This is a genomic window from Pseudomonas sp. MWU13-2105 (genome assembly GCF_023242315.1).
GTDB lineage: Bacteria > Pseudomonadota > Gammaproteobacteria > Pseudomonadales > Pseudomonadaceae > Aquipseudomonas.
This window is the reverse complement of record NZ_JALLIY010000002.1, coordinates 334,856-348,227: the sequence shown is the minus strand read 5'-3', so window position 1 is coordinate 348,227 and position 13,372 is coordinate 334,856. Positions and strand designations below refer to the sequence as shown.

At 60.3% G+C, this 13,372-nt stretch carries 15 protein-coding genes; 6 read left to right on the top strand and 9 right to left on the bottom strand.

Annotated features, from left to right (window positions below; all coding sequences use genetic code 11):
- Positions 1-43: 43 nt before the first annotated feature.
- Both creC and creB read right to left on the bottom strand, forming a co-directional pair.
- Positions 44-1,465: a two-component system sensor histidine kinase CreC gene (gene creC / locus M5B96_RS04320; protein WP_248795280.1), complete on the bottom strand. Its 1,422-nt coding sequence runs from the start codon at positions 1,463-1,465 to the stop codon at positions 44-46.
- Positions 1,465-2,145, bottom strand: coding sequence for a two-component system response regulator CreB (gene creB, locus M5B96_RS04315; RefSeq protein WP_248795279.1), 681 nt, complete (start codon positions 2,143-2,145; stop codon positions 1,465-1,467). The genes creC and creB overlap by 1 nt, the downstream gene beginning before the upstream one ends.
- Positions 2,146-2,326: 181 nt before the next feature.
- On the opposite strand from creB, the gene M5B96_RS04310 reads away from it, so the two are divergent.
- Entirely contained in the window at positions 2,327-3,412 is a 1,086-nt protein-coding gene (locus M5B96_RS04310) for an RHS repeat-associated core domain-containing protein (protein WP_248795278.1), read from the top strand.
- A gap of 143 nt (positions 3,413-3,555) precedes the next feature.
- Here the strand turns inward: M5B96_RS04310 and M5B96_RS04305 are convergent, their stop codons facing one another.
- Positions 3,556-4,056 (bottom strand): ATP-dependent zinc protease, encoded by a 501-nt coding sequence (locus tag M5B96_RS04305; RefSeq protein ID WP_248795277.1) that lies wholly within the window; start codon positions 4,054-4,056, stop codon positions 3,556-3,558.
- 196 nt (positions 4,057-4,252) lie between these two features.
- Here M5B96_RS04305 and M5B96_RS04300 point away from each other — a divergent pair, with 196 nt between their 5' ends.
- Positions 4,253-5,158: an acyltransferase gene (locus M5B96_RS04300; protein ID WP_248795276.1), complete on the top strand. Its 906-nt coding sequence runs from the start codon at positions 4,253-4,255 to the stop codon at positions 5,156-5,158.
- A 148-nt stretch (positions 5,159-5,306) separates the two neighbouring features.
- Here M5B96_RS04300 and M5B96_RS04295 read toward each other — a convergent pair whose 3' ends face one another.
- A complete protein-coding gene (locus tag M5B96_RS04295; protein ID WP_248795275.1) occupies positions 5,307-5,849 on the bottom strand; it encodes a DUF2780 domain-containing protein in 543 nt (180 codons plus the stop codon).
- A 222-nt stretch (positions 5,850-6,071) separates the two neighbouring features.
- Here M5B96_RS04295 and M5B96_RS04290 point away from each other — a divergent pair, with 222 nt between their 5' ends.
- From M5B96_RS04290 to M5B96_RS04280, 3 genes are all read left to right on the top strand, one after another.
- Positions 6,072-6,659: a fasciclin domain-containing protein gene (locus tag M5B96_RS04290; RefSeq protein ID WP_248795274.1), complete on the top strand. Its 588-nt coding sequence runs from the start codon at positions 6,072-6,074 to the stop codon at positions 6,657-6,659.
- A 175-nt stretch (positions 6,660-6,834) separates the two neighbouring features.
- Positions 6,835-7,479 carry an RNA polymerase sigma factor gene (locus tag M5B96_RS04285; protein ID WP_248795272.1) on the top strand — a complete coding sequence of 215 codons (645 nt, stop codon included), beginning with the start codon at positions 6,835-6,837 and terminating at the stop codon, positions 7,477-7,479.
- Positions 7,476-8,150 carry an anti-sigma factor domain-containing protein gene (locus M5B96_RS04280; RefSeq protein ID WP_248795271.1) on the top strand — a complete coding sequence of 225 codons (675 nt, stop codon included), beginning with the start codon at positions 7,476-7,478 and terminating at the stop codon, positions 8,148-8,150. Before M5B96_RS04285 ends, M5B96_RS04280 begins: the two co-directional genes overlap by 4 nt.
- Positions 8,151-8,198: 48 nt before the next feature.
- Here the strand turns inward: M5B96_RS04280 and M5B96_RS04275 are convergent, their stop codons facing one another.
- Both M5B96_RS04275 and M5B96_RS04270 read right to left on the bottom strand, forming a co-directional pair.
- A complete protein-coding gene (locus M5B96_RS04275; RefSeq protein WP_248795270.1) occupies positions 8,199-8,858 on the bottom strand; it encodes an AAA family ATPase in 660 nt (219 codons plus the stop codon).
- On the bottom strand, positions 8,858-9,202 hold the full coding sequence (locus M5B96_RS04270) for a type II toxin-antitoxin system Phd/YefM family antitoxin (protein WP_103499646.1): 345 nt from the start codon (positions 9,200-9,202) through the stop codon (positions 8,858-8,860). Before M5B96_RS04270 ends, M5B96_RS04275 begins: the two co-directional genes overlap by 1 nt.
- Positions 9,203-9,401: 199 nt before the next feature.
- Between M5B96_RS04270 and M5B96_RS04265 the strand changes: the two genes are divergently transcribed.
- Entirely contained in the window at positions 9,402-9,887 is a 486-nt protein-coding gene (locus M5B96_RS04265; protein ID WP_248795268.1) for an ecotin family protein, read from the top strand.
- A gap of 137 nt (positions 9,888-10,024) precedes the next feature.
- On the opposite strand, the gene fdhA is transcribed toward M5B96_RS04265, so the two are convergent.
- The 3 genes from fdhA to M5B96_RS04250 all read right to left on the bottom strand — a co-directional run bounded on the left by fdhA (position 10,025) and on the right by M5B96_RS04250 (position 13,294).
- Positions 10,025-11,224 (bottom strand): formaldehyde dehydrogenase, glutathione-independent, encoded by a 1,200-nt coding sequence (gene fdhA, locus M5B96_RS04260; protein ID WP_248795266.1) that lies wholly within the window; start codon positions 11,222-11,224, stop codon positions 10,025-10,027.
- Positions 11,225-11,570: 346 nt separating this feature from the next.
- Positions 11,571-12,428, bottom strand: coding sequence for a formyltetrahydrofolate deformylase (purU, locus tag M5B96_RS04255; RefSeq protein WP_248795264.1), 858 nt, complete (start codon positions 12,426-12,428; stop codon positions 11,571-11,573).
- A 233-nt stretch (positions 12,429-12,661) separates the two neighbouring features.
- Positions 12,662-13,294: a sarcosine oxidase subunit gamma gene (locus M5B96_RS04250; RefSeq protein WP_248795263.1), complete on the bottom strand. Its 633-nt coding sequence runs from the start codon at positions 13,292-13,294 to the stop codon at positions 12,662-12,664.
- Between the last annotated feature and the right edge of the window lie 78 nt (positions 13,295-13,372).

Genomic DNA, 13,372 nt, shown 5'->3' with positions numbered 1-13,372 from the left:
GGCTTGATGGGGCGAATGTGGAGACTGTGTGGAGATGCCGTGTTTATCCGGGAAAGCTCAGGCTGACCTCGACGCCACCGAGCACATTGCCGATGTGCAATTCGCCGCCGTGCAGCTTCATCACTTCCTCGACAAAGTTCAGTCCCAGCCCGGTACTTTTGCGACCGCTGCCCGGCCTTGGAAGGGAGTAGAAACGCTCGCTCAATCTTGGCAGCGCATACTCGGGGATCGCCTCGGCCTGGTTGAACAGCGTCAGGCACAGCTCCCGGCCAAGGCGTTCGGCCTTGAAGCGCACAAGTCCTTGCGGCGGAGTGAAATCCAGCGCGTTGTCCAGCAGATTGCCGATGGCCTGGCGCAGCAGGAACGGTTCGCCAAACAGCGTCAGGTCCGGCGCGATCGACTGCTCCACCTGCAAGTGCCCGCGCTCGATTCGTGCGGCCTGGGCCTGCAACACCTCATCCACCAGTTTGGCCAGTGGGACCTCTACCTGCTCCTCCAATGCCTGACGCTGCTCCACCAGTGCCAGGTTCAGCAGTCGCTCGATCAACTGCTGCATCCGCGCGCTTTCGCTGTCGATATTACTGACGAAGCGCTCACGCTGAGCCTCCGGCATCTCGCCCTGCAACAACTCCGCTGCCCCGCGAATCGCCGCCAACGGGCTTTTCAGTTCGTGGGTCAGGGTGTGTACATAGCGCTCGACATAGGCCTTGCCCTCCAACTGCGTACGCATATGCTCCACGGCGTTGGCCAACTGCGCCATCTCGCCACCGCGATAGCGCGGCAACTCGGCTTTATGACCTTCGCTGACCGCCTGGGCGTAAGCGGTCAGGCGCCGCAACGCCGCACTCAGCCACCAGGACAATAGTGCGCCGAACAACAGGCCGAGGCCGATCAACCCGGCGCCGTATAGCAGCAGGCGATGCTCAGTGCGGTCCACATAAGGCTGCAACGAACTGTTCGGCTTGGCCACCGTGACCACGCCAATAATCTGGCCGTTATCGGTGATCGGCGCGCCAACGTGCATCACCGAAGAGTTCGGGTCGCCATCCACCGTGCGGGTCGAGCGGGCGCCGTACTCGCCGCGCAGGGTCAGGTAGACATCGTTCCAGTTCGAATAGTCCTGCCCCACCGCCTGCTCGGCGGAATCGAGCAATACCATGCCGTGGGCGTCGGTCACGTAGATCCGGTGGTTGACCTGATTCTTCTCCAGCCCCCAGATGGTCGCCGCCGGCTTGCGCTGGCCGTAGGCTTTCAGTGCCTGCGGCAGGCGACTCTGGCTGAGGGTGCCGTTCTTCACGTCGTCGTGGAGGATTTCCGCCAGCAGGTTGGCGGTGTCCACCAGGGTTTCCTCGGTGGACTGACGCACGCCTGGGCGGATTTCCTTCATCACCGTGTTCAGCACGAAATAGCCGGTCAGACCGACGAAAAGGAAGTACACCAGGAAAATCCGGATCCCCAACGGCATCAGCTGTTCCCCGGACTGTAGCTGTAGCCCAGGCCGCGATGGGTCTGGATCGGTTCGGCATCGCCAGCCACCGCCCGCAGCTTGGCGCGCAGGCTCTTGATGTGACTGTCGATATTGCGCTCGTAGCCGGCATCCGCCGCCACGCCCAGGGCATCGAGCAACTGCTCGCGGCTGAAGACCCGTTCGGGTTGTTCCAGCAGGCTGGCGAGCAGGCGGAATTCGTGGCGGGTCAGGTTCAAGGGCTGGCTGCGATAGCTGATCTGTACCCGTTCGTGATCGACCAGGAAGCGCTCGCTGGAAACCGCCGACAGCGCCGGGGGCACCACACGCTTGAGGATCGCCCGCACCCGCGCCGCGACTTCCCGTGGGCTGAAGGGCTTGACCACATAATCGTCGGCACCGATTTCCAGGCCCACCACGCGGTCGATCTCACCATCGCGGGCGCTGAGGAACATCACTGGCACTTCGGTAAAGCGCCGCAGTTGCTTGCATACCTCGAACCCGCTGATATCCGGCAGGCCGATATCGAGGATCAGCAGGTCGGCGGGCATCGCCCGCTGGTGCTCGACCGCCGCACCACCCAGGTTCAGCCAAGTGGTGGTGAACCCTTCACCCTGCAGGGCATAGATCAGGGTATCGGCAATCGCCGCTTCGTCTTCGACAATCAGGATATGGGGCATGGCGTCCGAGCACTGGTATTGATCGCGCAACGGTGCCGCAGCCAGTACGCGGCGTCAATCGGCGGACAGACCCGCGCGCACCTTGTTGGTCCAGAAACCTGATACTTCTACCAGTAGGCAAGCGCCCGAAATCAGATAACACTGGGCCCAGGTACTCTCGATCTTGCACGGAGCCCGAGCGATGCCAACCGCCGCCCAGAAAACCCTTCTATGCAGCTATCGCTACGACCCACTGGATCGGCTGGTCGATTGCTTGCCGATCAACCAGGCCAATCTCCAGCGCTTCTACTGCAAAAGCCGACTGGCCAGCGAGATTCAGGGCGCGACTCAAACCAGCATTTTCCAGCACGACGAACAGCTGCTGGCCGAACAACGGCGTCATGGCCGCGCCTTCGACACCCACCTGCTCGCCACCGACGCCCAGCGCTCGGTGTTGCAGAGCCTCAGTCTCGGGCAACGCCAGTCCAGCGCCTATGCCCCGTATGGTCACCGTACGGCGGAAAATGGTGTGCTCAGTTTGCTTGGATTCAATGGCGAAAGAGCGGATGCCGTGACCGGGCATTATATATTGGGCAATGGTTATCGGGCATTTAACCCTGTATTGATGCGTTTCAATAGCCCGGACAGTTTCAGTCCATTTTATGAAGCTGGCCTCAATAGCTACGCTTTCTGCCATGGGAACCCCATAAACCTTATAGATCCCAGTGGGCACTTTCCCTTACAGTCTTTTCTCACAAGGCTTTCAGAGCTCTATTTAAACTTCATCGAAGTACCTTTCATGGGAGTTAAAACGAAAGCCATCACGAACTACAAATCTATAGGTGATGGAATTTACACCCTCACTGACATATATAAAGGCAAGCCACGACTAACTATAGAGGCTCACGGAGGTCCACCCGTCGACGGAAAATACCCGTACATTATCGAAGGAAAAAAACCCATAACTCCAAAACAGCTTTACTCCAAACTATTAGACAACGACATAATACCAGAACAATTCGACAATATCAGACTAGCCGCCTGCTATTCAGCCAACGGAGATCAGTCATTTGGCTTGCAATTTAACCAGATAACAAACACCCCTGTAAAAGCATTTAACGGAATTGTATCAATCGCTCCATCACAGACCCAAAAAAACCTACCTATAGGTGTAGTTGATAAAAAAGCAACAACGTACGTAACCTATCAGAAGCGCGGAATGTTTAAATTATTTGCTCACTATAAGCCTCAAAAATTCGCCAATCACATCAGGCAAACCCAAGGATGACCCGAAATAGTCATGTAGCTCTAACCACTCTCAGGCCTCGCCGAACGGTGAATCGATCAAAAAACGATCGATTCATTTACTCATTTTTGAGTTTTTAGGTGTGCGGTCTCACAACGACTCTTTCAACTTTTAACACGCACCACTCAACAATCCGGCTTATCCGCCGTATAACGCCGCGCCGGATTCACCGCTGCACCGAACTCACGCAGCGCCTTGGCGCCGATCAGCAGCGGGTAGTTGAAGCTGCTGCGGTTGGTCAGGTTGACCTCCACGCTGCGCTTGACGTTACCCAGGCACATCTCCAGTTCCACCACCGGGCGCTTGCTCGCGTCGCTGGCTTCGCCGTCTTCGTCTTCCTCGGCGCGGGTCTTGATCTTGCTGATGCGCGCAACCTTGTGCTCATAGACCTTGCCGTCGGCATCGGCCGTGCCCAGGCGGAAACGTACCCAGTCCTCGCCGTCGCGTTTGAACAACTCGATATCCTTGGCCGACAGCGAGGCGGTCAGGGCACCGGTGTCCATCTTGGCCTTGAAGGTCTGGCCGATTTCCGGCAGCTGGATGTATTCGTAGCGCCCGTAGAGGGTCGGTTCGGCTGCCATGACCGGCAGGGCCAGGAGGGACAACAGGGCAAGAATGGATTTCACTTCGGCTGTACCTTTGAGTGGACGCACAAGGGGCGCCATTTTAGACCGCTGTTCGCGCGTTGGTTCATGAACAAATCTGACAGACCACTATCAACCTATCCGACATCCCGTGAAACATTTGTCGCCCGGGCAATTTGGCGTCTGCCCGCGCCCGCCTTTATCATGGCGCGCCCTCACGTTTTGAAAGAGTCCCTGTATGCGCCGCCTGCTCACCGGCAGTTTCGTCACGCTCCTGCTTTTGCTCAACACGCTGGTACTGTTCGGCCCGCTGATGCTCTTCGCTCTGCTCAAGCTGCTGCTGCCCGGTCGTTTTCGCGACTACGCCAGCGCGGCGGTGATGTGGATCGCCGAAACCTGGGCCGAGATCGACAAGCTGATCTTCGCCCTGTGCATCCCCACCCGCTGGGATATTCGCGGCGCCGAAGGCCTGCGTCGCGACACCTCGTATCTGGTGGTCTGCAACCATCAATCCTGGGTCGATATCCCGGCGCTGATCCAGACGCTCAACCGACACACACCGTTCTTCAAGTTCTTCCTCAAGAAAGAACTGATCTGGGTGCCGTTCCTGGGCCTGGCCTGGTGGGCACTCGACTACCCGTTCATGAAGCGCTATTCCAAGGCCTTCCTCGACAAGCATCCGGAACTCAAGGGGCATGACCTGGAAATCACCCAGGCCGCCTGCGAGTTGTTCAAGCGCCAGCCGGTGACCGTGGTCAACTACCTGGAAGGCACCCGCTTCAGCCCGGCCAAGCGCCAGGCACAGGATTCGCCCTTCACTCACCTGCTCAAGCCCAAGGCCGGCGGCGTGGCCTTCGTACTGGCGGCCCTGGGCCAACAGCTGGACGCGATCCTCGACGTCACCGTGGTTTATCCACAGGAGCGGATTCCGGGGTTCTGGGATTTGATCAGCGGCAACCTGCCCAAGGTCATCATCGACTTCCAGACCCGCGAGTTGAGCGCGGACCTGTGGCAGGGCGACTACGAGAACGACCCGCTGTTTCGCCAGCGGATCCAGGACTGGGTCAACCAACTCTGGAACGAGAAGGACCTGCGCATCGCGGCCTTGCGCAGCGAGAGCGCATCGACAGACCACCCTGCTTGACCACCAGCCGTGGGGATATATCCGCGGATAGCCCGGCAAGGCCGCTGATAGCTCCGCTCCCACAGTCTTCGGCCGTATGTGAACTCTCGGTTCGACACAGACATTGTGGGAGCCGTTCGATGCGTTTTTATTCGAGCCCGATGCTTGATCAGTTACCGGCGCCCCAGATGCCCCCCAGGCTCTTGAGCAGCGGACCACCGACGCCCTGCTGCCCGAGGTATTGCAGGATCACCGGGGCAAACTGGCCGACCATGCCGCTGTCCATGCCCAGGGCGCCGAAGGCCTGGTTCAGGTCACTGGTGTTTTGCACATTGCCCAGCGCGCTGCCCACTGCCGACGAGTTGCCCGACTGGCCGAGCAAACCGCCCAGGCCGGCCAGGGCGCCACCACCCGACAGTTGCTCGAGTCCCGGCACGCTCTGGCTCAACTGCGAATAATCATTGCCGCTGAGCTTGTTCTTCGCCAGGCCGAGCATCGCACCGGTGCCACCCACCGCCTGTTCCGGGGTGACATGCAATTGCGAACCCAGGGCACTGAGCAGGCCACCCGCCGGTGCCACCGCATTGCCATTCTGCCCGCCCTGCATGGACGAGACCGCATTGGCCGCGTCGTTCAGGCTGAACGCCGCGAACACCGGGGTAGCGGCGAATGCCATGAGCGAAGCCAGTACAACACCGCGAGAAATCTTCATTGCCACACCTCGAAAGTCATCAAGACCACCCGCCGGCAGGGACGGGCGCTGAACACTTGCCGTTGGAGTCAAAAAACCCGGACTTGTTCCGCGCATACCGAATCCTCCCACCACCCTTGTAAAAAAACTGTACGGCCGGTGCATCCGATCCTCGATCCCTTGCGTATATCGGGCACGGACAGAACTCCCTGACCGACTTCGTACCGACAAGGATCCCTCATCATGAAACGCACCTCGATCAAAGCCCCCCTGATTGCCAGCTTGCTGACCCTCGCGTTGTCCGCCGGCCTGACCCAGGCGGCCAGCATGAGCATGGACCACGACAGCGTGACAGTCGGCGGACAAAGCATGCTGCCGAGCAAGGACATCGTCGATAACGCAGTCAATTCCGCCGACCACACCACCCTGGTCGCCGCCGTGAAGGCCGCCGGCCTGGTTCCTACCCTCAAGGGCCAGGGCCCGTTCACAGTCTTCGCCCCGGTGAACTCCGCCTTCGCCGCCCTGCCCGCCGGCACCGTCGACAACCTGCTCAAACCGGAAAACAAAGGCACTCTGACCCACATCCTCACCTATCACGTGGTGGCCGGAAAACTGGATATGGCCGAGCTGGCCAAGCGCATCAAGGCCGGTGGCGGCAAGACCGAGCTGACCACCGTGGCCGGCGGCAAGTTGTGGCTGACGATGAACGGCCCGCACAACATCGTGATCAAGGATGAGAAAGGCAGCACCGCCGACATCACCACCTACGACGTGATGCAATCCAATGGTGTGATCCAGGTGATCGACAAGGTGCTGCTGCCTAAAAGCTGAAGCCCTCCCAGCCGCCGCTCTATCTGTAGGAGCCAGCTTGCTGGCGATGAATTCAAGGACGCCGGGGTGTTTCAGGCATCCCGTTCCATCGCCGGCAAGCTGGCTCCTACAGGGGCCGCGTTGGCTGTAATGACGGGGCTATGGCCGAGATCGTGCCACCCGCGAGGAAACACCCATGAATGGAACAACCGCGTGCCGTGAACTACCCTCAGCCGGTAACGAGCGCAACGCGCGGCCCATACATCGTCTTTTGATTGTCTGGAGAACAGCCATTTCCACCGCCGACGCCGATCAACTCAGGCAACTGTTGGCCCACTGCTCGCAGGGCAACCGCCACGCTTTTGAAACGCTGTATCGCAGCGTCGCCCCGCGCCTGCACGGCGTGGCTTTGCGGTGCCTGGGTCGGGCCGACCTGGCCGAGGAAATCCTCCAGGAGAGCTTCGTGCGCATCTGGAACAACGCCTCGCGCTACGAAGCGCACCTTTCGGCGCCGATGACCTGGATGGTCAATATCACCCGCAACCTGGCCATCGACCAGTTGCGCAGGTTGCGTGAAGTGCCCCTGACCGATGGGCAGGAAGACAGCTTGGCTGACGACAGTCCGTCGGCCCACGAACTGCTCGACAGCGCCCGCGAGGCCAGCGCCCTGAACCGCTGCCTGGCGACCCTGGAAAGCCCGCAACGCCAGGCAATCACCCTGGCCTATTTCCATGGTTTGTCCTACGCGGAACTGGCCGAACAGTTGCCCGCGCCCCTGGGCACGGTCAAGTCCTGGATACGCCGCGGCATGGAACGCCTGCGCAGGTGCCTTGAATCATGAACTACCAGAATCCCCGCCTGCGCCGTGCCCTGGCCGCCGACTATGCCATTGGCCTGATGTCCAAGGCCGCGCGCCGGCGCTTCGAAGAATTGATGCGCGATGACGCGAAACTGCGCGCCCAGGTTGCCGAATGGCAAGAAAACCTGATGGCCCTGACCGAGTCCGTGGCCGATCAGCCGGTGCCGGATCGCGTCTGGCAAGGCGTTGTCGCACGGATCGACCCGCAACGCTTGCACCTGCCCGAGAAACGGCGGTTCTGGAGCGGACTGCGGATCCTCGCAGCGGCGTGTTCACTGGTGCTGGTGGTCGCCCTGGGCGTGTTCTACAACCATGATCCGGCGAGCGCCAGCGCGACCCTGCTCAGCGGCACGCAAACCCCGGCATTGCGGGTCCAGGCCCATGCCGGCTATCTGCAAGTGGAGCCCTTGAGCCTGGCGGCGGTGCAAGCCGACCGCAGCCTGGAACTCTGGGTGATTCCGGTGGGCGGCAAGCCGGTGTCCCTGGGACTGCTACCAAAAGAAGGCAAGGGGCGAGTCGAGTTGAGCGAAGCGCATAAGGCGTTGCTCGGCACCTCGGTGGTGCTGGCGGTCAGCCTTGAGCCAACGGGCGGCTCGCCGACTGGGCAACCGACCGGACCGGTGTTGTATCAAGGACCGCTGGCGGCGCTTTGAAGCCAAAAGCCGCGTGGTCCTTGCAGGATCAGCGGCGCTCCATACTGACTATTGCGCAAGGTATTCAATAGCGGCCTGCACCAACGGCCGCGCCCATTGTGGTGTGCCCTGCAAGGCAGCGGCATCTTCCGGATCCGGGAAAGTGATCTGTCCAGCCACCATCTCCAGAATCAGCACGGGGTCTGGAATATCCTCGCCCGGCGCGGCGTCGGTGCTGTTATCGAAGACTTGCAAGTGCGCCAACAATGGCATCAGGCTGACCAGATTCGCTCGAGAGGAGACCCAACGCTCGCGAATCTTCTTTTCCGCAATATCGTGACCACCGACAGACACGCGAAAACGTACCCGTTGCAGATGCTGCTCCGCAGAAGACAATCCGCAAAACAGCATCACCACATCATGAGTCCGGGCGGCCTGTGCCAGCAAACGCGCAATCGTGTTACCACCCAGCGTGGTTTCGAACGCATGGTTGTGCCCCTGGAGCAACGCGGTTTCCAGCCGGGAGCGACCGTACTCCCAAGCCAGGGCATTAGCCTGAACAGGATCAATGCCCCGGGAACCGAGCAACTCACGCGCCATGCTATCCGGGTTGAACCACTCCAGCCCGTGTTCCGCCAGGAGCGCACCACCTACCGAGCTTTTACCGGCACCATTGACACCTGCCAAGACGAAAATGTAAGGACGTTCGCTGGGTAACACTTCACTCATCAGTAGGAAGATCCGGCCTTGGGTCGCTTGCCCAGCTTGCCTTTGGCCGCCAGCAGCGAGCGTACGCCAGTGACAGATTCAGGCTGTTGCAGAACCTCCAGGCGGGCATCGAAACGCTGGGTCAACTCCTCCAGGGCCGATTGCTCCCGGGCCTTGTAGGCTTGTACTTCGGCGATCAGTTGCTGATAGGTCTCGGCGGCCAGCAGCACCATTTCCACGGTCGAGTGGTTGGTTACGGCCACGGTACCGGACTGATGGACCAGACGGACAACGTCGGCCCACTTGTTCTTCACCTGGGAGGCATTCTGGCGGGGCAGATCAAGCAGGTCAGGCAAGGCAATCATGGCAAGTGCTCGCAAGCTGGGAGGGCCTGTTCACTATAGCAACGCTGCAGAAATCTGGCTATTTTTGCCATATTTTTGTTTTTTCAAGAGCTGTTATGCAGGGTGCTTTCCATAACTATCTATCACCGTCCCCCGCTCGACATTGGCGAAGATGACTGTGCAGGACAACCCCCCTCAATCAATGCACAGAGGCTTGAATATGGATATGTTCACCAGCGCAATCATCGAAGCAGGCATCGACACCCTGTCTGCTCTCGCGGACGCCGACCATGCGACCTGCCTGGAACATCAGCCCCTCGAAAACGGCTATAGAAAGTTTGTGTTTTTCCTGAAAAAACGCCCGGACGAAGAGCAACTCGAAGTCAGGATCAACGCCCGAATCAGCCTGTTGTACGACTGCAACATGTCTGATTACCTCCGGCGCGAGGGCCTCGAGAGCAATCTTGAGAAAACAACGGCCGGTTATTACCGGCTCGCTCGACCGCTTTATGCGTCAACGAAAATGGGCTGCCCGCCCCCCAAGCATGTAGAAACTCATAAGCTCAAGGGCCAGGGCTACACCCTTCCTTACAACAGCAACACCCCCATCGTTATCCATGCCTTCGCGGGCTTCGATCCGAAGGAAGATGTGCATATCTCCTACGACATCATCGAAAAGGCCGCGATCAACGCGATAGGTCTCTAAGCTCAAAAAACCGCTAGCCCCCCCCTGGAATGTCGAGCGGACAAAAAAACCACCTCGCCTTTCCAGAGCCAAAATAAAAACCGCAGCATTAAAAAGGGCGACCGAAGTCGCCCTTTTTCCGTCTTGCCCTTTACTGCTTACGCTGCACTGAACAGCTTGTGCGGGTCAATCACGAACTTCTTCGGTACGCCCGAATCGAACTCGCCGTAACCGCGTGGCGCGTCATCCAGGCTGATCACTTCGACGCCGACGATATCGGCGATCTTGATCCGATCCCACATGATTGCCTGCATCAGCTGGCGGTTGTACTTCATCACCGGAGTCTGGCCGGTGTGGAAGCTGTGGGACTTGGCCCAGCCGAGGCCAAAGCGGATGCTCAGGCTGCCGATTTTCGCGGCGGCATCCACCGCACCCGGGTCTTCGGTCACGTACAGGCCCGGAATACCGATCTTGCCCGCCACCCGGACCACGCCCATCAGCGAGTTGAGCACGGTGGCCGGAGCCTCGTGCTTCACGCCTTCATGACCGTGACCACGGGCTTCGAAGCCCACGGCATCGACGGCGCAGTCCACTTCCGGCTCGCCGAGCAACGCGGCGATCTGCTCGTGCAACGGGGTGTCCTTGGACAGGTCGGCGATTTCAAAACCCTGGGCCTTGGCGTGGGCCAGGCGGATAGGGTTGACGTCACCGATGATCACCACCGCCGCGCCCAGCAGGCGTGCCGAAGCCGCCGCCGCGAGACCGACCGGACCGGCACCAGCGATGTACACGCTGCTACCCGGGCCAACGCCCGCGGTGACCGCGCCGTGGTAGCCGGTGGGAAGGATGTCGGACAGGCAGGTCAGGTCGCGGATTTTCTCCATGGCCTTGTCGCGATCCGGCAGTTTCAGCAGGTTGAAGTCGGCGTACGGCACCAGCACGTATTCGGCCTGGCCGCCGGTCCAGTCGCCCATGTCGACATAACCATAGGCACCGCCGGCACGGGCCGGGTTGACGGTCAGGCAGACGCCAGTGTGCTGCTCCTTGCAGGAGCGGCAGCGCCCGCAAGCCACGTTGAACGGTACCGAGACCAGGTCGCCGAGCTTCAGGTTCTCGACATCGCGGCCCTTCTCGATCACTTCACCGGTGATTTCATGACCCAGGACCAGACCGGTCTGGGCGGTGGTACGGCCACGGACCATGTGCTGGTCCGAACCACAGATGTTGGTGGAGACGACGCGCAGGATGACACCGTGCTCAATCTTCCTGCCGCGTGGGTCCTGCATTTTCGGATAGTCGATTTTTTGCACCTCGACCTTGCCATTGCCGAGATACACCACACCACGATTGCCAGACATGCTTTCACCTCGCTGTTGTTTTTATGTAGCAACACGTTGCCAGGGGGCAGCGCGTAGATTGCTCGGGTTATTGCCTGTGGTTGTTGCGTTGTTTTTACGGGCTCCATCGCCGGTAAGCCGGCTCCTACAGGGGTGTTGCGTCACGGCAGGCACCGCGCCCACTGCGGGAGATTGCTCGGGTTACTGCTTGTGATTGTTGCGTTGTTCTTGCGGACCTCTTCGCGGGCAAGCTCCGCTCCCACAGGTCCCGAGTCGTATGTACTTTCTGAGTACGACACAAACCTAATGTGGGAGCGGAGCTTGTCGGATCGCCGCACCGCCGCGAAGGTCGTAAAACGACCACCTTTTAAAGCACTACTGTTCGGTTGGCGTTCAGAAAAACCCGGCGTTCAATGTGATAACCCACCGCCCGCGCCAACGTCAGCCCTTCGATATCGCGGCCCTTGGCGATCAGGTCCTCGGGGTAGTGACTGTGGTCCACCACCTCGACGCCCTGGGCGATGATCGGGCCTTCGTCCAGGTCGTTGTTGATGTAGTGCGCGGTAGCCCCCACCAGTTTCACACCCTTGTTGTAGGCCTGGTGATAAGGTTTGGCGCCCTTGAAACCGGGCAACAACGAGTGGTGGATATTGATTGCCTTGCCGTCGAGCTTGCGGCACAGCTCGGGCGAGAGCACCTGCATGTAGCGGGCAAGGATCACCAGCTCCGCGCCGGACTCCTCGATCACCTGCCAGACCTGGCGCTCCTGGCCCGGCTTGTCGTTCGGGTCCAATGGGAAATGGTAGTAGGGAATCTGGTGCCAGTCGGCCAGGGGCTTGAGGTCCGGGTGGTTGGAGACCACGGCGGCCACGTCCATGGACAATTGACCGATACGCTGGCGATAGAGCAGGTCGTTGAGGCAGTGATCGGCCTTGGAGACCATGATCACCACTTTCGGCCGGTAGTTCGGCGCGGTCAGTTCGAACAGCATGCCGAAGGACTCAACGCGCAGGGCCAGGCCGGCGCGGAAGGCCAGCTCGTCGAAACCGTCAGGCTGGCGAAACTCCACGCGAATGAAGAAACGCCCCGAGAGGCGATCATCGAACGAATGGTGTTCAGTGACGTAGCAGCCCTGTTCGAACAGGTAGCGGGTCACCGCATCCACCGTGCCGAGCACGCTGGGGCAGTCGGCGGTCAAAATCCATGTATCGGGGGCGCGGCTCATGCGGTGACTCCTGTTCTTGAATACCTGCACGCCAACCGGCGCAATACAAAACCTGTGGCGAACCTGGTTACTGTGGCGGGGGGGCTTGCCCCCGTTCGGTTGCGAAGCAGCCGTAAAACCGGTAATCGCGTAGTGTCAGACAAACCGCGCCTTCAGGGTCTGGGGCTGCTTCGCAGCCCCGCGGGGGCAAGCCCCCTCGCCACATTGAGTCCACTGAACACGTTGAATCTGTATCAGGCCTGGACGCTGAGACCGTATTCGGCCGCCGCATCCTGCAACCACAACCACCAGTAATCCGAGAAGCTGCGACGGATCACCAGCTCCCAGGTGTCTTCGGCGGTATGGCGGATCATCAGCTGCGACTTGGCGAAGACAGTGCCGACGGCCTTGCCCACCGGGAAGTTGTCCGGGTGCACGTCGTAGCTGGTGGATTTCATCAGCACCTGGCGCACGTTCGGGCCGCTCAGCTCCAGCAGTTGCTGGCCGCCGCTGACATTGACGATGGCGATATGCAGGTCACCCAGGGCTTCGCGCAACGCCTTCTCGGCCGCGAACTCTTCGCCGCTCGGAACGATCAGCAGCCACTCGTCGGGGCCGAGCCATTGCAGGCTGGTCTCGCCCTTGGCCACCACGGTCAGCGCCACCGGCAGCTCCAGGCCGAGGGCCTTGTGCACGCCGGCGGCGAAGGCCGCGTCATGGCCGTCGCCACGGATGGTCAGGTGACCGAGCAATTTCTTTTCCCGCACGGTCACACCGGCGTTCTTGCGGCCTTTACCCACCAGGCTGGCGAGGTCGGCGTGGTGCAACGACGACTCGGCCTTGGCCCCGGAAGTCGGGCGTTGTTGGTAAACGTTGGCTGTGGTCATGTGAAACACCTGTGTTGAATTCTGTCTTTGCGGTGGGTCAGTGCCTGACTCCACCTCATGAACAACCGCTCCCACTGG

Coding starts and splice junctions, on each gene's coding strand:
- creC (WP_248795280.1), bottom strand. CDS start 1,465: ATGCCGTTGGGGATCCGGATTTTCCTGGTGTACTTCCTTTTCGTCGGT.
- creB (WP_248795279.1), bottom strand. CDS start 2,145: ATGCCCCATATCCTGATTGTCGAAGACGAAGCGGCGATTGCCGATACC.
- M5B96_RS04310 (WP_248795278.1), top strand. CDS start 2,327: ATGCCAACCGCCGCCCAGAAAACCCTTCTATGCAGCTATCGCTACGAC.
- M5B96_RS04300 (WP_248795276.1), top strand. CDS start 4,253: ATGCGCCGCCTGCTCACCGGCAGTTTCGTCACGCTCCTGCTTTTGCTC.
- M5B96_RS04295 (WP_248795275.1), bottom strand. CDS start 5,849: ATGAAGATTTCTCGCGGTGTTGTACTGGCTTCGCTCATGGCATTCGCC.
- M5B96_RS04290 (WP_248795274.1), top strand. CDS start 6,072: ATGAAACGCACCTCGATCAAAGCCCCCCTGATTGCCAGCTTGCTGACC.
- M5B96_RS04285 (WP_248795272.1), top strand. CDS start 6,835: ATGAATGGAACAACCGCGTGCCGTGAACTACCCTCAGCCGGTAACGAG.
- M5B96_RS04280 (WP_248795271.1), top strand. CDS start 7,476: ATGAACTACCAGAATCCCCGCCTGCGCCGTGCCCTGGCCGCCGACTAT.
- M5B96_RS04275 (WP_248795270.1), bottom strand. CDS start 8,858: ATGAGTGAAGTGTTACCCAGCGAACGTCCTTACATTTTCGTCTTGGCA.
- M5B96_RS04270 (WP_103499646.1), bottom strand. CDS start 9,202: ATGATTGCCTTGCCTGACCTGCTTGATCTGCCCCGCCAGAATGCCTCC.
- M5B96_RS04265 (WP_248795268.1), top strand. CDS start 9,402: ATGGATATGTTCACCAGCGCAATCATCGAAGCAGGCATCGACACCCTG.
- fdhA (WP_248795266.1), bottom strand. CDS start 11,224: ATGTCTGGCAATCGTGGTGTGGTGTATCTCGGCAATGGCAAGGTCGAG.
- purU (WP_248795264.1), bottom strand. CDS start 12,428: ATGAGCCGCGCCCCCGATACATGGATTTTGACCGCCGACTGCCCCAGC.
- M5B96_RS04250 (WP_248795263.1), bottom strand. CDS start 13,294: ATGACCACAGCCAACGTTTACCAACAACGCCCGACTTCCGGGGCCAAG.